This window comes from Pseudochrobactrum sp. sp1633, assembly GCF_030376605.1.
GTDB lineage: Bacteria > Pseudomonadota > Alphaproteobacteria > Rhizobiales > Rhizobiaceae > Pseudochrobactrum.
In genome coordinates this window covers 1-19070 of the sequence record NZ_JARRAE010000029.1, presented here as the reverse complement: position 1 = coordinate 19070, position 19070 = coordinate 1, and the positions used below count along the sequence as shown (strand labels likewise).

19 protein-coding genes and 1 pseudogene are annotated in these 19070 nt (G+C 55.3%); 18 read left to right on the top strand and 2 right to left on the bottom strand.

Going from position 1 to position 19070, the window contains the following annotated elements:
* Together P8H26_RS17455 and P8H26_RS17450 are read left to right on the top strand one after the other, a co-directional pair.
* Positions 1 to 537: hypothetical protein (locus P8H26_RS17455; RefSeq protein ID WP_289634389.1), on the top strand; the 537-nt coding region annotated here is incomplete at its 5' end.
* On the top strand, positions 492 to 1136 hold the full coding sequence (locus P8H26_RS17450; protein WP_289634388.1) for a MobA/MobL family protein: 645 nt from the start codon (positions 492 to 494) through the stop codon (positions 1134 to 1136). The genes P8H26_RS17455 and P8H26_RS17450, both read left to right, overlap by 46 nt.
* Before the next feature lie 277 nt (positions 1137 to 1413).
* Here the strand turns inward: P8H26_RS17450 and P8H26_RS17445 are convergent, their stop codons facing one another.
* Positions 1414 to 2397 (bottom strand): Lrp/AsnC family transcriptional regulator, encoded by a 984-nt coding sequence (locus P8H26_RS17445; protein ID WP_289634387.1) that lies wholly within the window; start codon positions 2395 to 2397, stop codon positions 1414 to 1416.
* A gap of 185 nt (positions 2398 to 2582) precedes the next feature.
* Between P8H26_RS17445 and P8H26_RS17440 the strand changes: the two genes are divergently transcribed.
* The 8 genes from P8H26_RS17440 (at position 2583) to ribB (ending at position 10191) form a co-directional block, all read left to right on the top strand.
* Complete coding sequence (locus tag P8H26_RS17440) at positions 2583 to 3659, top strand: LLM class flavin-dependent oxidoreductase (RefSeq protein WP_289634386.1); 1077 nt, start codon at positions 2583 to 2585, stop codon at positions 3657 to 3659.
* A 94-nt stretch (positions 3660 to 3753) separates the two neighbouring features.
* Positions 3754 to 3900 carry a hypothetical protein gene (locus P8H26_RS17435; protein ID WP_289634385.1) on the top strand — a complete coding sequence of 49 codons (147 nt, stop codon included), beginning with the start codon at positions 3754 to 3756 and terminating at the stop codon, positions 3898 to 3900.
* Positions 3901 to 5325, top strand: coding sequence for a cytosine permease (locus P8H26_RS17430; protein ID WP_289634384.1), 1425 nt, complete (start codon positions 3901 to 3903; stop codon positions 5323 to 5325).
* Positions 5326 to 5413: 88 nt separating this feature from the next.
* On the top strand, positions 5414 to 5926 hold the full coding sequence (locus P8H26_RS17425) for a flavin reductase family protein (RefSeq protein ID WP_289634383.1): 513 nt from the start codon (positions 5414 to 5416) through the stop codon (positions 5924 to 5926).
* On the top strand, positions 5923 to 6234 hold the full coding sequence (locus tag P8H26_RS17420; RefSeq protein WP_289634382.1) for an EthD family reductase: 312 nt from the start codon (positions 5923 to 5925) through the stop codon (positions 6232 to 6234). The genes P8H26_RS17425 and P8H26_RS17420 overlap by 4 nt, the downstream gene beginning before the upstream one ends.
* A 12-nt stretch (positions 6235 to 6246) precedes the next feature.
* A complete protein-coding gene (locus tag P8H26_RS17415) occupies positions 6247 to 7749 on the top strand; it encodes an aldehyde dehydrogenase (protein ID WP_289634381.1) in 1503 nt (500 codons plus the stop codon).
* A 64-nt stretch (positions 7750 to 7813) separates the two neighbouring features.
* Positions 7814 to 9463 carry an amidohydrolase gene (locus tag P8H26_RS17410; protein ID WP_289634380.1) on the top strand — a complete coding sequence of 550 codons (1650 nt, stop codon included), beginning with the start codon at positions 7814 to 7816 and terminating at the stop codon, positions 9461 to 9463.
* An 86-nt stretch (positions 9464 to 9549) separates the two neighbouring features.
* Entirely contained in the window at positions 9550 to 10191 is a 642-nt protein-coding gene (ribB, locus tag P8H26_RS17405; RefSeq protein WP_289634379.1) for a 3,4-dihydroxy-2-butanone-4-phosphate synthase, read from the top strand.
* A 140-nt stretch (positions 10192 to 10331) separates the two neighbouring features.
* Here the strand turns inward: ribB and P8H26_RS17400 are convergent, their stop codons facing one another.
* On the bottom strand, positions 10332 to 11135 hold the full coding sequence (locus P8H26_RS17400; RefSeq protein WP_289634378.1) for an IclR family transcriptional regulator: 804 nt from the start codon (positions 11133 to 11135) through the stop codon (positions 10332 to 10334).
* Between the two features lie 151 nt (positions 11136 to 11286).
* Between P8H26_RS17400 and P8H26_RS17395 the strand changes: the two genes are divergently transcribed.
* From P8H26_RS17395 to P8H26_RS17365, 8 genes and pseudogenes are all read left to right on the top strand, one after another.
* Positions 11287 to 12051, top strand: coding sequence for an ABC transporter ATP-binding protein (locus tag P8H26_RS17395; RefSeq protein ID WP_289634377.1), 765 nt, complete (start codon positions 11287 to 11289; stop codon positions 12049 to 12051).
* Positions 12044 to 12754, top strand: coding sequence for an ABC transporter ATP-binding protein (locus P8H26_RS17390; protein WP_289634376.1), 711 nt, complete (start codon positions 12044 to 12046; stop codon positions 12752 to 12754). The genes P8H26_RS17395 and P8H26_RS17390 overlap by 8 nt, the downstream gene beginning before the upstream one ends.
* Position 12755: 1 nt before the next feature.
* Positions 12756 to 13628, top strand: a pseudogene (locus tag P8H26_RS18120) (branched-chain amino acid ABC transporter permease); the annotation flags it as partial.
* A gap of 63 nt (positions 13629 to 13691) precedes the next feature.
* Positions 13692 to 14648 carry a branched-chain amino acid ABC transporter permease gene (locus tag P8H26_RS18115; protein WP_308446688.1) on the top strand — a complete coding sequence of 319 codons (957 nt, stop codon included), beginning with the start codon at positions 13692 to 13694 and terminating at the stop codon, positions 14646 to 14648.
* 32 nt (positions 14649 to 14680) lie between these two features.
* Positions 14681 to 15895, top strand: coding sequence for an ABC transporter substrate-binding protein (locus P8H26_RS17380; protein WP_289634374.1), 1215 nt, complete (start codon positions 14681 to 14683; stop codon positions 15893 to 15895).
* Positions 15896 to 15962: 67 nt separating this feature from the next.
* On the top strand, positions 15963 to 16835 hold the full coding sequence (locus tag P8H26_RS17375; RefSeq protein WP_289634373.1) for an alpha/beta hydrolase: 873 nt from the start codon (positions 15963 to 15965) through the stop codon (positions 16833 to 16835).
* Between the two features lie 10 nt (positions 16836 to 16845).
* A complete protein-coding gene (locus tag P8H26_RS17370; RefSeq protein WP_289634372.1) occupies positions 16846 to 17223 on the top strand; it encodes a nuclear transport factor 2 family protein in 378 nt (125 codons plus the stop codon).
* A 154-nt stretch (positions 17224 to 17377) separates the two neighbouring features.
* The gene (locus tag P8H26_RS17365; protein ID WP_289634371.1) at positions 17378 to 18856 is read left to right on the top strand and encodes an NAD-dependent succinate-semialdehyde dehydrogenase; all 1479 of its coding nucleotides are present in this window, start codon (positions 17378 to 17380) and stop codon (positions 18854 to 18856) included.
* The last annotated feature ends 214 nt before the right edge of the window (positions 18857 to 19070 follow it).

Here is a 19070-nt window from a genome sequence, read left to right as displayed (position 1 = left end):
CCTGAACAACTCGACGCCGATATAACGATGAAGGGCTATCGCTATGATGTTGCACTGGCGGGGCGGCTTGCCGAACCGCGCACGATCGCAGCCATGGCGAAAGGTCAGCCAGTTCCGGCAAACCACGACGAACAGATGAAAGCGCAGGAAGCGCCGGCGATGAAGCTCGCCGGCATGAAGCGTTTCGCTTATGTTGGCGAGGGTAGATACGATTTTGCCATGGAACTTGCCGGCGAACTGACCGAAGCCGCTCCGGTTGTCGGCTTTCCAAATTCCAAAGGTGATAACAGCAACTTCCTGACGATCCGGCGTGAAAAGGATGGGACGGTCGTGATCTCGTCTCCCGAAATACCGGCAAAGGCACTGGCCGATCTCAAGTCTGTGGGCCTCGGCGCCAGCGGAACGATCAGCATCGAGGTTGACGGCAAGGTGCTTGAAAGCACCGCTGACGAACAACCGGCAACAGGGCCACATATCTGGAAGCGAACAACATGGGAGGATCGGGTGTTCCTGAAGTTCGATCCCGATGGCAACTGATGACTATCGCCTCGACCGGCTTTCACGTCCTCAAGGTCGTGCGGATCGGCCGACGACAGAATACCAGCGTTATTGCCGTCGCTGCTGATATCAGTGGTCAGGTTTTGCATGGCATTACCAGGGAGGCGATTATTCTCTCTCGTGAGGACGACATTCTTCACTCGGAAATTATTCTGCCTGCTGGCATCGATGCGCCATGGGCGCTTGACCGCAAGCGGCTATGGACGCTGGCCGAAGAGGCCGAAAAGCGTTCAGATGCAAACCTTGCAACCTTTTGGGAAGGCCACTTGCCTGTCTTCCTGCAGGAGGATGAATGCAAACGGCTGGCAATCGCTTTCGGTCATTTTCTCGCTGGCTATCTCAATTCGGCCGTTGATCTGGCAATCCATATGGAAGACGGACCAAGGCGAAGGGCAAAGCTGCTTGCGCTTTGCAGCGCTCGCGAAATCCTGCCGTCTGGCTTTGGTGACAAGAACCGTTTCGGGATTTCGATAGCCCAACGGAAAAAGCGCGGCTTTCCCACATCCCATCAAACTGAATTGCTCGAGCTTCGTGCTGCATGGGCCTCGCTCTGCGATGCAGCTCTTTCAAGCCGGTGAACTGGCAATGAAGCTGAGCCTGCAAAAGAATGAATGCTCGATGATTCAGGGCTATACCTCCCGGGGAACCTAACTCCCAGGGCAGAATGATCGCAGGTCAAGCATTTATTCACAGACATGCAAGCGTCAAGCCACATCAGATAACAAGGTCGCTTAACGATCGAAAACCCCGCATATGTTAGCGAATCCTATTCACCGCCAATTTGGAAGCCGTGAAAGGTGCCATCCAGTAAAATGCAGGCGCCGACCGGGCCTTAAAATTTACCGCAGTAGTTTCCTAGATCAGGGGTTTGTAGTGAAGCTTGAAATATGGAAATGCCTCGACATACCTTACTCCGCTCACCGCCTTGATCTGTTGATGGATCACGTCGTGAAGAACGTCGAGGCCAATTGCCTGAACCTCCACAAACAGTTCAAATCTACCAAACGTTGAGAGAATGTATGTCACTTCAGGGTAGCTCTCGAGCTCATTCACGATGTCGACTATCAGCGCATTCGGGCTCACTTTGAGCGCCACCCAAGCAACGACGCGGTCGGCAAAGGCTAGTGGATTCGCGATGGCGAGGATTTGCATCTGCTTTGACGCAATCATTGCCGCGACACGCGTCCGGACCTGCGTTTCAGAAACTCCTAGCGCAATGCTTACCGATCGATATGAAGCTCTCCCATCCTTAGCCAAGGCCGCCGCGATTTGCAGGTCTGCGTCGGATAACAGGCGGCTTTGCACGCCATATTGTTCGTTTTTGTAGCCAACGCCGAGAAAACCGGCCTTCTGATAATGCAGAGTGGCGCCTTCGAATACTTCAAACGAAGCGACGCCAGGCTCTTGGACGACGCGCTCTTGTACGATTTCGAGAACGTTCATGCGATCTAGCGTTACGATCTCGATGATGATTGAGTATCGTCCAGACGTCACAACGACGTAATCGATACCATCAACCTGCGCCAGCATCTGAGCAACATCAGAAGGACGGTAGCCCGGCGCGCATGTCAAGCCAACGAGTGCTATCGCACGATAGCCCAACGCGGCCGGCGTTGTCAGCGCAATTATGCTTATAGCGTGACTATCTAACATCGATTGCACGCGCGCTCTGACGGTCTTCTCCGTTAAATTCACGATTTGCGCAATTTCTGTGAACAGCATCCTGCCGTCGCGCTGGAGCAGCGAGACGATCTCAAGATCTTTATCGTCGAAATCGACTTCCGAAGCCAATTCAATTGCAGCGTTGGATTGATCCGGTCTGTCGAACTGTACACTCACGGTTGGCACTCCCTTTTATCCGTTCTTACGCGGCATGGGCGCTTGTCGCAAGAATATTGGCGACCAATCTAGATGAGCGCAAACCGGCCTCAATTCTCCGCCAATAAGCTGAAAACGGTATTGACGCTGATCAATTACGCGCATATCGTAATTCATATCGAGTTTCTTTGCATTGGGAGGTAAAAATGAAGATCGGTCTGTTGCAAGAAGGCGAAGTTATGCCCGGTCGCACCGTTGCGAGCAGGTACGAAGAAATGATCGCGGAGGTCGCTCGCGCTGACAAACTTGGGTTCTCCAGCTGGGGCACCTCGGAGCAACACTTCAGTCCGCCCCGCTTTACCGTCTCTGCCCCTGAAGTCCTGTATGCGGCAATCGCACGGGAGACGAACAACATCACCCTGCGCATCATGTGCGCTGTGCTGTTGCAATGGAACCATCCCATTCTCGTCGCAGAACGCCTTGCCACCCTCGACATCGTTTCGAAGGGGCGCGCGGAAATCGCAACCGCCCGGTCAAACAACCTCACGACACTCGAAGCTTTCGGCGTCAATCCGTCTCAGACCCGCGCTCAGTGGGAAGATGGAATGAAGCTTCTCTCCAAGCTTTTCGATGAGGATTTCGAGGGTTATGACGGCGACTTCTGGAAGATCCCGGCAAGAACCATCGTGCCGCACTGTGTGCAACGCCCGCATCCAGCGGTCTCGGTTGCAGCCTCCAGCGTGGACACGCACCGCATGGCTGGCGAGCGCGGAATCGGCGTGCTGACGTTCGAGAATTACTTCGGCTTCGATTATTTGCAGGAATGTATCGACGCGTATCGTGAGGGACAGAGCGACGCCAAACCGATGTTCCGCGGCCAGAACAAGAATCTCGGCCTGTATGTGGCAACCGCGTTTTGTGCCGAAACCAAAGAAGAAGCCTGCCGTGTCGCTCGCGATGTAGCGCTCGGGTACTTCAAGTTTATCCTTGATCTCTACATACCGCTCGGCAAGCGCGCATCCTACGAGTATCTTGATGACAAGATGACGCGGCTTCTGGAGAACGAGAACAATCTCGACTTCCTTTTGACAGAGACGCCGTCTGTTCTGATCGGCACCCCCGATGATTTCAGAAAGCGCCTGAAAGATCTGGAAGCACGTGGTGTAGACGAAGTGCTTCTGCGCATTGATGGCGTACCGCACGAAGACATCATGAAATCGCTTGATCTGATCGGGCGTGAAGTGATCCCGCACTTTTCTGGAGCAAAGGTCGCGGCCGAATAAGTTTCGGTCAATCACCTATCGGCTGCGGAGGAGCGGCCGCCAGGAGCGGGAAAGGAAAGACTATACATTAACGTCTATCCGGGAGGATTCACAAATGACCTACGAAGAGGAGTTGGGCAAGCGGCTCGCTCTATTGGAGCAGCCTGCCCATCAGGGACAGGGATTCGATACAATCAGCGGCCTATGGATGCTCGTCGGCTGCATCATCTTGCCAGCGCTTCTGCTGGTCTGGGGGTGGTGAATGTCTGATATAGGTATCCGTTCAAGCATTCCGCATGCCGCGTCAGCCACCTTCGAGGCTGACAAGTCTGCTTTGCCGTTGCTGCTTTCCGAGCGCACCTGGGGCGCATGGAAGCTGTTCTTTTCGCTCGCCACCGTAGCCGCCGCGACATGGTGCTACATTATCGGCGAATATGTCGGGTATTATCTGGATTTCAAGCAGAGCTTCACGACGTTGGTCGGCGGAAGTATGCTTGGAATCCTGTTGGTGATCCTTGCGCTGGTGCCGGTCTGTATGCGCTACGGCATAGACTCGATAGCAGCTTCCAAACCGCAGTTTGGAACGAAGGGTTGGATCGTTCCCTTTACGCTGCAGTACCTTTCCATTGTCGGTTGGAACTGCCTGTTGCTGATCTTCTTCGGCAAGTCGTTGATCAATTTCCTCATCGCAGCGGGCGCTCTTGCTCCCGGCGATCATCGCTGGCTGATGTCATGCGCCACGTTGCTGGCGTGCTCGATTTCGTTCACCGTACTTCTAAAAGGCGCGAGCGGTGTTGATCGGATTGCAAAAATACTCGTGATTCACGTCGTCGTCGGTCTCTGGATGCTATGGCTTATTGTCGATACGCGTTGGAACGAGTTGATGACCGCGGTACCGCAATACGCTTCTGATAAACCTCTCTGGAATTACACGACCGGTATCGAACTGGCGATTGCTCCTGCATTGTCCTGGTGGCCTTACTTCGGCGCCATGGTTCGCATGTCGCCGAACGGTAAAACGGCCGTCCCGCCGGCCATGATCGGCTTCGGATTGGTCGTGGGCCTTCTCAGCATGATCGGAGCCGCCGGTATTCTCGCACTGAAGATCTCCGACCCCGCGGAATGGATGCGCGCTGTCGGCGGTGAAACCTATGCGATAATCGCTTTAGCATTCGTGACCGCTGCAAACCTTGGCACCGCCGTTGCCGGCATCTACGCATCCTCGATTGGCCTGCGCCACTACAAGAAGCTTGAAGCAGCGCCGTGGTGGCTTCTTCTCGGCATTTCCATCGCTCCCGTGGCGACCGTAGGTGTGTTCGTCCCAGATCTGTTTTTTAACAATTTCGGTACGTTCCTGGCACTGATCGCCGTTACGTTCGCACCACTGTGTGGCATTCAGATCGCGGACTATTTCATCTTGCGCAAGGGCAAGGTCAGCATCACGGCGATCTACGACCGCAGCCCGAAGAATGAGTACAGGTACTGGAGTGGATTCAACCCCGCAGCGATCCTCGCGATGGTCGTCGGCGTCGGGACCTATCTGAGCCTTCTCAATCCCCTGACCTACACGTCGTCCTCACTCTATCAATATACGACGGCGTCGCTTCCGTCCGCGCTCGCTGCCGGGATTGCTTTTGTCATGCTGACAAAGCTCTTCGTCCAGCCAGCCAAACGTGGCGGCTACTAACCGATTTTTAAAGGCTTCCCAAGAGTGACCACCCCCGCGGCACGTGCGGCCGCGGGGGACGCCGAAGCCATACCTACGAGGCAAAATAATGGACCAAGAATCTCAGTATAGTGTAGCCCTCATCAAGGCGCTCATGGCGGATATGCCTTCCGGCGTTACGATCGTCACGACAGTCGATGCTGCCGGAAATCCAAGTGGAGCGACGCTTTCGGCGGTCATGTCCCTTTCGCTCGATCCGCCGCTTATGCTGGTCGCCTTCGACCGCAAATCCAATACGCTGAAGGATCTGCAAACCGTCGGCAAGCCGTTCCTCATTCATATCCTGTCAGGCGCACAGGCAGATCTTGCAATGCGCTTCGCCGGTAAAGGCGAATCGAAGTTCGACGGGGTTTCCTGGGAGAGCGGCTATCTCGACATGCCTCAGATCGACGGGGCTTCGGGCGTTATCGCCTGTCAGGTTTGCGACATTATTCCCGGTGGCGACCACGTCATCCTTATCGGTGCTGTGCAGAACATCCACCACGACACCGCAAATCCGACTTTGCTCTATCACCGACGCAACATGTTCTCGACACACCGTTTTCAGGAGCTGGCGCCATGATCAAAGTCACCGTTGTCTATGGAATTCCCGACGATGCCGAAGTCTTCAACCGCCACTACGAAGCGATCCACGTTCCGCTCGTTCTCAAAATGCCGGAGCTGAAGGGTTTCGAATATAGCGTCGGCGAGGTGAGCAGAGGCGAGGGGACGGACCCAGCCCACATGCTGGCCGTGATGACCTACTCCGACATCGACAGTCTCACCCGCTCCTTCGGATCTCCCGAAGGCCAGGCGGCCATCGCTGACGTCGCGAATTTCGCATCCGGCGGCGCGTCAATCCACACCGCCGTATTCAAAACGGCACTTTGAGGAGATATTACTATGAATGCCAATTTCAATCCACATGATCTGCTGAGTGAACAGGCACGAGCATTGCTCGCAGCGCCGCAGCAGCTTCTTATCGGCGGGAAACTCTCCGATGCCTCGGATGGCGGGACGATCGAATCCTTTGATCCGGCTACAGGAAAGCTCATCGCCCGCGCCGCCCATGCGACTGCCGCGGACGTTGATCGCGCGGTTGAAAGCGCAAGGCAGGCGCTGGTCGGTCCCTGGGGCCGGATGAGTGCCGCCGAGCGTGCAGCTCGCATGATGCGCCTGGCTGAACTGATCGAGAGCCGGGCTCAGGAAATCGCTGAACTCGAATCCCTGGACAGTGGCAAGCCTGTCGAGCACATCAAGTTCGTCGATATCGGACTGTCCGTCGACGCGCTGCGCTACAATGCGGGCTGGGCAACCAAACTGGGCGGTGAAACATTGCCTGTAAATGCTCCGGACATGCACGTCTACACCCGAAGGGAACCGATCGGCGTCGTAGCCGCCATCGTCCCGTGGAACTTTCCGCTTTGCCAGGCTTGCTTCAAGATCGCGCCAGCGTTGGCCGCTGGTTGCACCATCGTTCTCAAACCTGCCGAGCAGACGCCGTTGTCTGCGCTTGTCCTCGGCAAGCTCGCGCTGGAAGCGGGAATTCCCGAAGGTGTTCTGAATGTGGTGCAGGGTGAAGGCGAGACCACTGGGGAAGCGCTGGTTACCCATCCTGGTATTGCCAAGATTGCATTCACCGGCTCCGAAACGGTGGGCAAGCACATCGCCCGCAGCGCCGCTTCGACCCTCAAGCACGTATCGCTTGAACTTGGCGGCAAAAACCCGAACATCGTTTTCGCGGATGCGGACCTGGACGCCGCTCTCCAGACTGCCGCGATTGCTGCTTTCTTCTACACTGGCCAGGTCTGCTCGGCAGGCTCGCGCATCATGGTCGAAAAGAAAGTCTTCGACCGGGCTGCCGATTTCCTCATCGCCGAGGCATCGAAGCAGAAGGTTGGCTTTGGCCTTGCCACCGACACGACCATGGGACCACTCATCTCGACAGAACAGCGCGATCGCGTCGCCTCTTATGTCGAGCATTCGCGGCAGAACGGTATCCGTGTCGCCGCTGGAGGTGCCATTCCCGACGATCTGCCCGTAGCGGGATCGTTCTACAAGCCGACCATTCTCCTCGACGTCGATGACAACGCGGAGGTTGTGCGCGAGGAGATTTTCGGACCTGTTGTCGTCGTTCAGCCGTTCGAAGATCTGGATGAGATCGCCCGACGGGCGAACGACACGACCTTCGGACTTGCCGCAGGCGTGTGGACCCGGGACATCGGCCGCGCGCACAAGCTGGCTTCGATGCTGCAAACCGGCACGGTATGGATCAATACCTACAACCAGTTCGATGCTGCCGCTCCATGGGGTGGCTACAAGCAATCCGGACACGGCCGCGACAACGGCAAGGAAGGTATTGAGAAGTTCCTGCAAACCAAGACAGTTTGGGTGAACTGCGCTTAAACGCAAAGTCTGGGCCGCGCCACGCGTGGCCCGGATCGGCCATCTCGCAGATGAGGAAAAAAGAATGTCGAAAGAGAGCGTTGTTCTGGGTGGTAGGGTCATCACCGTCGGATCGGGCGGAGATGACGATCGTTGGCAGGGCGTTCTGGTAAGTGGTGACCGCATCGTCAGGCTCATTACCCGTGCCGAGGCTCAGGATCTCGGCCCTGACGTGGATATCGTAGACCTCGGCGATCAAACGCTCATGCCCGGTTTCGTCGATGTGCATGCGCATGCCGAAGTCGTGTGCCGCACCGCTTACAAGACGGTCGATTGCCGCGCACCGGAATGCGGCACGATCCCGGACGTTCTCGACTCCCTGTCCTCCTACCAGTCGACACTGGCGCCCGGCGAGTGGCTTGTGGGGCAAGCCAACCTCTTCTTCGACAGAAAGCTCAAGGAGGGACGGCTTCCGACCCGCGCAGAGCTGGATACGATAAGCACTAACCGCCCGATTATCCTGCGGGCAGGCGGCCATATTTCCGTTCTCAACAGCAAGGCTCTCGAAATGGCCGGAATCGGCCGCAATTTCGAGACACCAGCCCACAGCGTTACCGGACGGCCGGAAGTCATCCGGGATTCTTCCGGAGAACCAACCGGCGTCATAAAGGAGATGGACTCACTCCTTCCCTTGCCGAATCCCGATGCGGAAGAGCTTCGCGAAGCCATCGAACAGGGCTTGCAAAACTACTTCACCACCTATGGTGTCACCACGATCGGTGAAATCTCCGAGACGATCGTCGGTCTTGAGTGCATGAACGATCTGGCGGAAATGGGCCGTCTCCCGGCAAGTATCCGCACCTACCTGTGGTCGCCTGGCACGCTTGAAAGCCTCGACAAGGTCAAGAACTGGAAGGACCATATCCGGCTGACTGCGCCCGAGCGCGACATCCGCATCCAGGGCCTGAAGCTTTTCTCCGATGGCGGCTTCTCGGCCAAATCGGCAGCGGTGAACTGCTGCTATGTCGGCCATCCCGGCTCTTCGGGATCTATTGCCTTCGATCAATACTTCCTACGCCGGGCCTTCCTGATGACACAGGAAGCTGGCTTGCAATTGGCTGTCCACGCCAACGGCGATCGGGCGCAGGACTGGTTATGCAAAATGGTCATCAAGCTCGGCGGCGCCAAGGCAGGTCGAACCCGCATGCGTATTGAGCATGCCGGAAACTTTCTTCCGAACGCCACGTCCGCCGACCTCTGGTCGCAAGCGGGTATCATCCCTGTACCCCAGCCGGTGTTCATTTACACGTTCGGCGAGTACTTCCCTGACTATCTTGGCGAATACGGTCTTCGTGGCCGGTTCCCGTTCCGCACCTTGCTCGACCGAGGATGGCGCTTGTCCGGCAGTTCCGATGTCTGGATCGGGTCCGAACGCGAGGCGACGAATCCGTTTTTCAGTATCTGGTGCTGCATGAAGCGGCAGGCATATTCGGGTAACTTCATCGATCCCGACGAGGCAATTACCTTCGATGAAGCCCTCAGGATGCATACGATCGACGCCGCGGCAACCATGGGTGAAGAGGATGAGAAAGGTAGTCTCACGCCGGGGAAAATTGCCGACATCATCGCAATCGATGGTGATCCAAGGCGGATGCCGGTTGACGATATTCGCTCGCTGCGTCCGGGGTTCGTGATGGCCAGAGGCCGCGTGATGCTTTCACCACCTGACATGTAGTCGCAAGTTGAGCGATTGGGGCCGAAAAAGGCAAAACTGAATATCTGTGTGACGAGCAGATATCCGAATGTGACAGGAGATCTACCTTGAGTATCGATAGAATCGAAGACGCAGTGTCGGCAATGCGTTCTGGAGAATTGGTCATTGTCGTGGATGATGAGGATCGGGAGAATGAAGGCGACCTTGTCATCGCAACAGACGCTGTTTCTCCAGCTTCTATCGCGTTCATGATGAACTACGCCCGTGGTCTTATCTGTGTTGCTATGGAGGGATGTCGTCTCGATGAGCTTGAGGTCCCATTGATGGTGCCGCGAAACACCGAACTCATGAACACGGCATTCACCGTTTCGGTAGACTATATCCCCGGAACAACGACGGGCATCTCCGCAAGCGATCGGGCAACGACATTGCGGGCGCTTGTGACGCCTGGCACGCGAGCGAATGATTTCGCTCGCCCAGGTCATGTCTTTCCTTTGCGTGCGCACTCGTCCGGTGTTCTCGGTAGGCCGGGTCATACGGAGGCGGCCGTTGATCTCGCCCGTCTCGCGGGCCGGGCACCGTCCGGCGTGATCTGCGAGATCGCCAACGACGATGGATCGATGGCGCGTCTGCCCGACCTTGAACGTTTCGCTAAACTTCATGGATTGAGGATCGTCACGATCAAGGATCTTATCGAATATCGAGCGCAACAACAGCATCTGGCGACTACCAAGCGCACAGCCGCATGAGCGCGCTATGCGGCAAGACGTGTGTATGTTGGAAGCGGTATTCTCTGGCTTGCGAAAGCGGTGGCCAACCAGCATTCGAATTCTAGCGATAACGTTCTATGTTGAGAGCATGATCCGGCACCGCCGTTACCTTTTATGCCTTATTCCGCTTGTGACCTTTGTGCCGCGATGATCAAGGTGATTGCTTTCGCAAGACCCTCAATAGCCCGCGGCAATTGCTGTTCGATGACATGGATTATTCTTGAGTGAGGGCCGAGAATACCGACGCTGTATCGCACTCCGATCCCCTCAACGTGAATCGGAACGGCGAAGGCGGACAATTCCGGGACAACCTCCTGAATGCAGGTTGCATATCCGTTTTCCCGCACGGTAGCGTATTCCTTCAGCAGGGCCTTAGGTTCGGTGATGGTCCGATCACTGATTGCAGGGAGGCCGGCCCCGATGGCGGCATCTATAATTTCGGGCGGTTGAAACGCCATAATCGCTTTGCCAGCCGCCGTGGCGTGGGGTTGCAGGATTTTTCCCGGCAAAACATAACCGGTCCAGGTGTCGTTTGGCGACGAAACTGCGATAGATCCGATCGACGTCCCATCTAGTCTGCACAGGTAGCAGGTCTCACCCAGCTTTTCGCTAAGATCCTGAAGCAATGGCTTTGCCAAAGTCGCCACGACATCGGAATCGACCGCAAGGCGCCCAAGCCGTTGAACCCGTGCAGACAAAAGATATCGCGGTCGCGTCCCGTTGCCGACGGTCACCAGATCCGATCGCTGCATCGCAGTCAGCAGACGATGCACAGTCCCTTTGGTCAACATCATCATGGTGACCAACTCGCTCAGCGCCAGTCCCCGCGGATAGCAGGCGAGAAACTCCAGCAGCCGAAAGTAGCGTTCGAGTGGAACTTGCCTATCGGATTGGGTCAATTTTTCAACAGCTTCGACAGACATCACGCTGACCTTTCTGCTCTTAAGCGTCCCTCACATCAGGTTCGCCGCCACTTTCTTTATGTTCGCCGTTGACAAGGGGCAATGTCAATGGGAATATGTTTCGTATATTGTGATAAGTTTCGATAAACGGAACAATGGGAACGCCGACAAAATGACCGTTCAAACCCCAAGCTACGTGCTTCAGGCGAGGCAGCTCGTTCGAGAGTTTTATGGATTTCGAGCGGTAAATAACCTCGACCTTTCTATCAGGGACGGACACATACACGCATTGATCGGGCCGAATGGCGCTGGCAAGACGACTGTGTTCAATCTCCTGACCAAGACGTTGTCGCCCAGTTCAGGAAGCATCCTCCTGCGGGGAAAAGATATTACCCGGCTAGAGCCCGCCGAAGTCGCCCGGCTCGGTCTCGTTCGCTCGTTTCAAATCTCTGCGATCTTCCCAAGCCTTTCCGTGATCGACAATGTTGTCGTCGCGTTGCAGAGACCTGCTGGTCTGGACACCCAGATATGGCGCTCGCGACGAGCGCTCGATCCATTGGTCCGTCGCGCCGAAGAGTTGATCGAAAGCGTCGGTTTGACGCGTTGGTCTACCCGCAACGCAGGCGAGCTTCCTTACGGTCGCAAACGTGCGCTTGAGATTGCAACCACCTTGGCGCTTTCGCCCGATGTCCTGTTGCTAGACGAGCCCATGGCCGGCATGGGTCGCGAGGATATCGACGACATGACGAAACTCATTCGAAAGGTAGCGAATGGGAAAACCGTGGTCATGGTAGAGCACAACCTGAGTGTGGTTTCCCAGCTTTGCGACCGGGTCACAGTGCTCGCAAGGGGGGAAAAGCTGGCGGAAGGCAGCTACGAAGAAGTTAGCGCCGATCCGCGTGTGAAAGAAGCATATATGGGGAATGGTCATGGCTGAAGTGACACCGCTTCTCCGCCTTTCTGGTGTCCAGGGATGGTATGGTGAGAGCCATGTTCTTCATGGCGTGGACCTGTCGATCATGCCGGGTGAAATCCTGATGCTCACCGGTCGAAACGGCGCTGGTAAAACCACCACGTTGAAGGCGATCGCGGCACTCCTGAAAAAAAGAACAGGAAAAATCGAAATTGGCGGCAAGGATGTCTCCAATACACCCCGACATCGCCTCGCCTATGAGGGGCTAGCTTACGTCCCGGAAGAGCGCGGTATCTTCGCAAGCCTGACGGTGGAAGAAAATCTTCATCTCCCCGTCGTTGTCGCAGACGGCGGCATGACAACCGAGGAAATCTACACCCTTTTCCCCAATCTCAAAGAGCGACGGACCAGTCCCGGCACCAAACTGTCCGGCGGCGAACAACAGATGCTGGCCATGGCTCGCGTGCTTCGCACAGGTGCCAAGCTCCTGATGTTGGACGAGCCGACAGAGGGTCTTGCTCCAGTCATTGTCGATCGCATTGCGGAAACGCTGCGGATTCTGAAAAAGCGGAAAATGACGATCCTTCTCGTCGAACAAAATTTCAACTTTTCCCGCGGCCTGGCCGATCGACTGTGCGTGATGGAGCATGGTCGGATTGTGCTCGAAGTTGCCGCCTCCGAAATAGACAAGCGTCGTGCGGAGCTTGAAGGGTATCTTGGAGTCTAGCATGATGAACGTCTCTATCCAGCTAATAATGGGACAGTTGTTGATCGGTGTCATCAATGGTGCCTTCTATGCAATTCTCAGTCTAGGCCTTGCCGTAATCTTTGGTCTTCTGCGGGTTATCAATTTCGCCCATGGCGCTCAGTACATGCTCGGTGCAGTGACGGCGTGGCTGCTTCTGCAGTACGGTGGGATCGGATATTGGCCCGCTCTATTTCTGGCGCCGGCAATCGTCGGCGTGTTCGCATTGATCATCGAACGCCTGCTTTTACGTCGGATTTACAATCTGGATCATCTTTACGGGCTCCTTCTCACGTTCGGCCTTGCTTTGATCATCGAGGGATCAATGCGCCATTGGCTTGGAGCTGCGGGAAAGCCGTATGCCGCTCCAGCGCTCCTTACGGGCGTATGGAATCTTGGCATCGTCGTTATCCCGATATACCGCGCGTTTATCGTGGCTGCGTCACTTGCTGCCTGTTTTCTGGTCTGGCTCCTTATCGAAAAGACGAAGATCGGCAGCTATCTGCGGGCGGCGACGGAAAATGCCGCCCTCGTCGAGACCTTCGGAGTCAACGTGCCCGTCCTGCTCTCCGCCACTTACGTTCTGGGAGCGATGTTGGCAGCGTTCGCGGGCGTTCTAGCCGCGCCTATCTACCAGGTGAGCCCGTTGATGGGTAGCCATCTCATCATCGTTGTATTCGCCGTCGTTGTGGCAGGCGGCATGGGCTCGATCATGGGCGCTGTCGTTACAGGCTTTGGGCTGGGGATCCTCGAGGGCCTTACGAAGGTGGTTTATCCGCAGGCCGCAACTGTCGTAATCTTTGTCGTCATGGCCATTGTCCTGCTCTACAGACCCGCTGGCCTTTTTGGCAGGGAGACAGCGCTACCAACTGCCGCCCATGCTGTTGGCATTGCAAGCAGGCTTACGAAGAAGGTACTCGTGCCAGCGGCTTTGTTTGCCCTTGCAGTGGTGCTTTTGGCTCCCTTCTTCGTCTACCCCACCTTTGCTACCCGTGTCTTATGTTTTGTGCTGTTCGCAAGTGCGTTCAACCTGTTGATCGGATATGTCGGGCTGCTTTCCTTCGGTCACGCCGCGTTTTTCGGTGGCAGCGCCTATATCACTGCACATGCGTTAAAGGTTTGGGGGTTCCCACCGGAGATATCGATTCTTGCGGGCGTCGCTTTCGCGAGCGCAATCGGGTTGTTATTCGGCCTGCTCGCAATCCGCCGACAGGGGATCTATTTCGCAATGATCACCCTCGCGCTGGGACAGATGGTCTACTTCTGCTTCCTTCAGGCGCCGTTCGCAGGGGGAGAGGACGGAATACAGGCCGTCCCACGTGGGTTCCTTTTCGGAATCTTCGATCTGTCTAACCCTATTGTGCTCTATTACACAGTCCTGCTGATCGTTTCACTAGCACTCGCCGCAACCTGGCGCATGCTCAATTCGCCCTTCGGTTCGATCCTTACTGCCGTCCGCGACAATGAAGTGCGAGCTGTCTCGCTAGGATACCGCGCCGAGCGCTACAAACTCGGTGCCTTCGTCATTTCCGCCGCATTGGCTGGATTAGCCGGCAGCCTGAAAGTGATCACCGTCCAAATCGCATCGCTCACCGATGTCACCTGGCAGATGTCTGGCGAAGTCGTCCTGATGACTCTGTTGGGTGGCATGGGAACGTTTTTTGGGCCGGCGGCTGGAGCTGCAATTATCACTATCATCGAACACTATTCGGCAGGGTTTGCAGTTCCTGCCCCGGTGGTCACAGGGACCCTCTTCGTCGTTTGTGTCCTGGTGTTCAGACGGGGTGTCGTGGGTGAAATCATCTCACTTCTGGGAATGCGGAAGCGTGCTGACAACAGCCAAGTGTCCAGCAACTCGATACCTGAAAAGCGTTGAGAACCTTTAGGTTAAAAATGGGAGGAAAAGCAATGAGCATAAAAATCAAAGGGCTGCCAGCAATTATCGCGGCGCTAATGTCCGGGATCTGCACCTCGGCTCTAGCCGCCGACGCCAAACCACTGAAAATCGGCCTGCTAATGGACATGTCGGGAAATTATTCCGACGTTGCCGGCAAGGGCAGCGTCACCGCAGCACAAATGGCTGTTGCGGATTTCGGTGGCGAGGTTCTCGGCAGGAAGGTTGAAATAGTCGCTGCAGATATGCAGAACAAGGTCGATCTCGCCGTCTCGATTGCGAATCAGTGGTTTGATGTAGACGGTGTCGATGCCATCATGGACATCAACAATTCGTCAGCGGGCCTGGCAGTCAGCAAAATTGCCGCGGCGAAAGATAAACTCGTCTCCATCAGCATCTCCGGCTCGGCCCGGTTCACCAACGAAGACTGCAACGCGAATACAATCCATTACGTCTATGACACTGAAGCGCTGGCGCGTTCGACCGGCAAGGCAGTCGTCGAGGAAGGCGGCAAAAAGTGGTATTTCGTGACAGTCGATTATACCTTCGGCCACGACTTCGAGAAGCAAACAACCGAAGCTGTGACAGCGGCCGGTGGAGAGGTCATCGGTTCGGTCAAGGTCCCGCTGAACGCGCCTGATTATTCCTCCTACATTCTCCAGGCTCAAGCAGCCAATCCTGACGTCGTGGCATTCGCAACCGCTGGAGCCGACACTTCAAACGCTATCAAACAATCAGCTGAGTTTGGAATGGGGCAGGGCGGTCAGAAGCTTGCCGGCCTGCTTGTCTACGACAACGAGATCGACGCGCTCGGTCTGGCAACGGCCAAAGGGATGATGCTCACTTCGTCGTTTTATTGGGATCTGAACGATGAAACGCGCGCATTCTCCAAACGGTATATGGAGAAGATGGGCAAAATGCCGAACATGTCCCAGGCGGGCGTCTACTCGAGCACCATGCACTACCTGAAGGCCGTTGCTGCTGCCGGAACGGACAAGACTGCCACCGTTATGGCAAAAATGAAGGAAACCCCGGTCAACGATTTCTTCGCGAAGAACGGCATCATCCGCGAGGATGGGTTGATGGTGCATGATCTCTACCTCTTCCGTGTGAAGTCGCCTGATGAATCGAAGTACCCTTGGGATTACTATTCCCTTGTCCGTACAATTCCCGCAGAAGAGGCCTTCTCACCTCTCTCGGAATCCCGTTGCCCATTGGTCAAGAAATAATTCTGACCAAATCCGCAACCATTTCCCTCCCGGCTTTTCGGGAGGGACATTTACGAGAGAAAAGGTAATGCATTCTCAACCAGAATATTCTGACGAAGAAATAGAGCTTCAGTATAACCTACGTATTGGGCGACCAGACTATGACACCGCCGTCGTGCCCGAGTGGGTTGAGCGGAGCGTCGATGCTCGTCGAACCCTGCCAGGTCAGCTTGACATTGTTTACGGCCGTGGACCCAAGCAAAAGATTGATCTGTTTCGAGCGTCGGGAGATGATGGGCCAACACTCGTTTATTTCCATGGTGGGTACTGGCAGCGTGGCGACAAGTCGATTTACAGCTTCCTTGCCAGGCCTTTCGTCGATCACGGCGTGAACGTGATCATCGTCGGATACGATCTGTGCCCTGACGTATCGATTACCAGAATTTCTGAAGAGGCTCGCGAGGCGCTTGTCTGGATTTGGCGTAGTCAACGCGATCTGGGCATTGATGCCTCGAAGTTAACGGTTATGGGCCACTCTGCCGGCGGACACATCACAGCGATGCTGATGGGAACGAAATGGCCAGAGCTTGATTCTGCGCTTCCGATGGACCTGGTAAAAGCTGGCATTCCAGTCTCGCCCCTCAACGATCTCGCACCGCTGCGACGCACATCTCTGAACGACGCTGTCTGCATGGACGCCGCCGAGGCCGAGTCTGAAAGCCCGATGAACCATCCGCCAGTCACAAACGCGCCACAACTCGTTGTCTGTGGCGGACGGGAAACCGAGGAATTTCACAGGCAAGCCGACATCTATGTTCAGGCTTTCCGCACCGAATACCGCCAGATGGAACGGTTTTCGGTCCCAAACTGCGATCATTTTGACGAGTTGAATGCCCTTGCCGATACGGGCAGCGCGTTCTTTCAAAAGTCGCTTGCACTTATTCAATCAACAGTCAACTGAGGTGGATACTATGGCAGAGAAACCCACAATGGAACTGATGGATGCCATTCTGGCAGCCTTCAATAGCCACGATGCTGCGGCTGTCGCTTCATTTTTTGCACCGAATGGCGTCATGCTGGCGCCCGCCGGGCCAGAGCCTGTTGGTCGAACATTAGTTGGTCCGAATGCGATTCAGGCGGCATTGGAAAAGCGGTTTGTCGACAGTCCAGACATTCAGTGGACCGAGGCGAAAACCTGGATCTTTGAGAATAAGGCGCTAAGCGAATGGCGAGTACGGGGCACTGCCCCGGATGGTTCTACCATTGATACACTCGGCTGCGATCTGTGGGAATTCGAAGACGCTAAGGTCTTGAAAAAGGACACTTACTACAAGCTGAAGACGGCCTGAATGAGACCGGCTTCAAGGGATCGATCAATCGAATTCTTCAGTAGCACTTTGATTGGACACCCGGCGGGCGGTGGGTTTGGGCAGATAGCATATCAACACGCCGGGGAGCGCACGAAAGCGTGGATCGGCCAATGACATTGGCAGGGAGGCCAGTATGAGCCTATCGCATAACCTTTTATCAAAACTGAGGGATTCTAGCCTTGCCACCGACAAGGCGTTAATCGCGGGCAACTGGCTGGCGAGTTCAGAAAGCGGCACGAGGTTTGACGTCACCAATCCCTCAACCGGCGAGGTAATCGCTTCCCTGCCAGACATGACACGCGCTGATGCGGCCCTTGCAATTAGCGCCGCTTACGCGGCGCAAAAAATCTGGGCAAAGAAAACAGGCAAGGAGCGCGCGGCCGTGCTCCGCAACCTCTACGACTTGATCGTCGCCAATGCCGATGATCTAGCCGCAATCTTGACAATGGAAATGGGGAAGCCGCTGGCCGAAGCGAGAGGCGAAGTCCTCTACGGCGCATCCTATGTCGAATGGTTCGGCGAAGAGGCCAAGCGTGTCTATGGCGATACAATCCCGGGTCACCAGCCGGACAAGCGTATCATCGTTATCAAACAACCGATTGGTGTCGTCGCTTCTATAACACCATGGAATTTTCCTAATGCGATGCTGGCGCGCAAGTTCGCCCCGGCAATCGCGGCGGGTTGCACCATTGTTTCAAAACCTGCCGCCGAAACACCTCTCTCGGCACTTGCCTTTGCAATCCTGGCTGAACGCGCAGGACTACCCGCTGGCGCTTTCAGTGTCATCACTTCCAAGGACTCTGCCGCAATCGGTAAGGAGTTCACTGAAAACGATAAGGTCCGCAAATTGACCTTTACTGGCTCGACCGGTGTCGGCAAAATCTTGATGCGACAAGGTGCCGAACAGATCATGAAACTCGGTCTTGAGCTTGGAGGCAACGCGCCGTTCATCGTTTTCGATGATGCAGATCTTGATGCGGCGGTTGAAGGCGCGATAATCTCGAAGTTTCGCAACAATGGTCAGACTTGCGTTTGCGCAAATCGACTTTATGTGCAGGCCGGGGTGTATGACACCTTCGCTCATAAGCTGGCGGCTAAAGTGTCTCAGATGAAGGTCGGTGACGGGTTCGAAGAGGATGTTGTAGCCGGTCCTCTGATCACAGAGAAAGCGGTGGAGAAGGTGGAGGAACACATCGCGGATGCCCTCGAAAAAGGTGGCGCCGTTTCGACCGGCGGAAAACGAGATGTGCGAGGGGGCCTCTTTTTTCAGCCAACAATTCTAACCGGCGTTACGTCCGCAATGAAAGTCGCTCGTGAAGAGACTTTCGGACCGGTTGCACCACTCTTCCGCTTTGAGACGGAGGAGGATGTCATAGATATGGCCAATGACACGGAGTTCGGACTAGCTTCGTATTTCTACGCCAAGGACTTAGCGCGGGTGTTTCGAGTAGCCGAGGCTCTGGAATATGGAATGGTTGGAATTAACACTGGCCTCATCTCCACCGAGGTAGCGCCGTTCGGAGGTATTAAGCAATCCGGCCAGGGCCGTGAAGGATCGAAGTACGGTATCGAAGACTACGTCGAGATAAAGTATCTTTGCTTGCAAATTTAAAGGATAGCAATTGACCGGCCTGATGCGTAAAGAACTATATTAAAAATATACAGCAGGCTGGATCGACCCCATAGTTTTACTATAATTATAGCTAGCTACGATGGTAGTCTAGGCTGACATACCCATGAATTAAATAACATAATAAAGTATAAATTGGTATTTTCATCTTCCAAGATTCTAATTGTTCCATAATATATATTATGCGACTAACGTT

Coding starts and splice junctions, on each gene's coding strand:
- P8H26_RS17410 (WP_289634380.1), top strand. CDS start 7,814: ATGTCGAAAGAGAGCGTTGTTCTGGGTGGTAGGGTCATCACCGTCGGA.
- P8H26_RS17425 (WP_289634383.1), top strand. CDS start 5,414: ATGGACCAAGAATCTCAGTATAGTGTAGCCCTCATCAAGGCGCTCATG.
- P8H26_RS17440 (WP_289634386.1), top strand. CDS start 2,583: ATGAAGATCGGTCTGTTGCAAGAAGGCGAAGTTATGCCCGGTCGCACC.
- P8H26_RS17420 (WP_289634382.1), top strand. CDS start 5,923: ATGATCAAAGTCACCGTTGTCTATGGAATTCCCGACGATGCCGAAGTC.
- P8H26_RS17450 (WP_289634388.1), top strand. CDS start 492: ATGGGAGGATCGGGTGTTCCTGAAGTTCGATCCCGATGGCAACTGATG.
- P8H26_RS17435 (WP_289634385.1), top strand. CDS start 3,754: ATGACCTACGAAGAGGAGTTGGGCAAGCGGCTCGCTCTATTGGAGCAG.
- P8H26_RS17370 (WP_289634372.1), top strand. CDS start 16,846: ATGGCAGAGAAACCCACAATGGAACTGATGGATGCCATTCTGGCAGCC.
- P8H26_RS17400 (WP_289634378.1), bottom strand. CDS start 11,135: ATGTCTGTCGAAGCTGTTGAAAAATTGACCCAATCCGATAGGCAAGTT.
- P8H26_RS17390 (WP_289634376.1), top strand. CDS start 12,044: ATGGCTGAAGTGACACCGCTTCTCCGCCTTTCTGGTGTCCAGGGATGG.
- P8H26_RS17365 (WP_289634371.1), top strand. CDS start 17,378: ATGAGCCTATCGCATAACCTTTTATCAAAACTGAGGGATTCTAGCCTT.
- P8H26_RS17375 (WP_289634373.1), top strand. CDS start 15,963: ATGCATTCTCAACCAGAATATTCTGACGAAGAAATAGAGCTTCAGTAT.
- P8H26_RS17380 (WP_289634374.1), top strand. CDS start 14,681: ATGAGCATAAAAATCAAAGGGCTGCCAGCAATTATCGCGGCGCTAATG.
- P8H26_RS17415 (WP_289634381.1), top strand. CDS start 6,247: ATGAATGCCAATTTCAATCCACATGATCTGCTGAGTGAACAGGCACGA.
- P8H26_RS17430 (WP_289634384.1), top strand. CDS start 3,901: ATGTCTGATATAGGTATCCGTTCAAGCATTCCGCATGCCGCGTCAGCC.
- P8H26_RS17395 (WP_289634377.1), top strand. CDS start 11,287: ATGACCGTTCAAACCCCAAGCTACGTGCTTCAGGCGAGGCAGCTCGTT.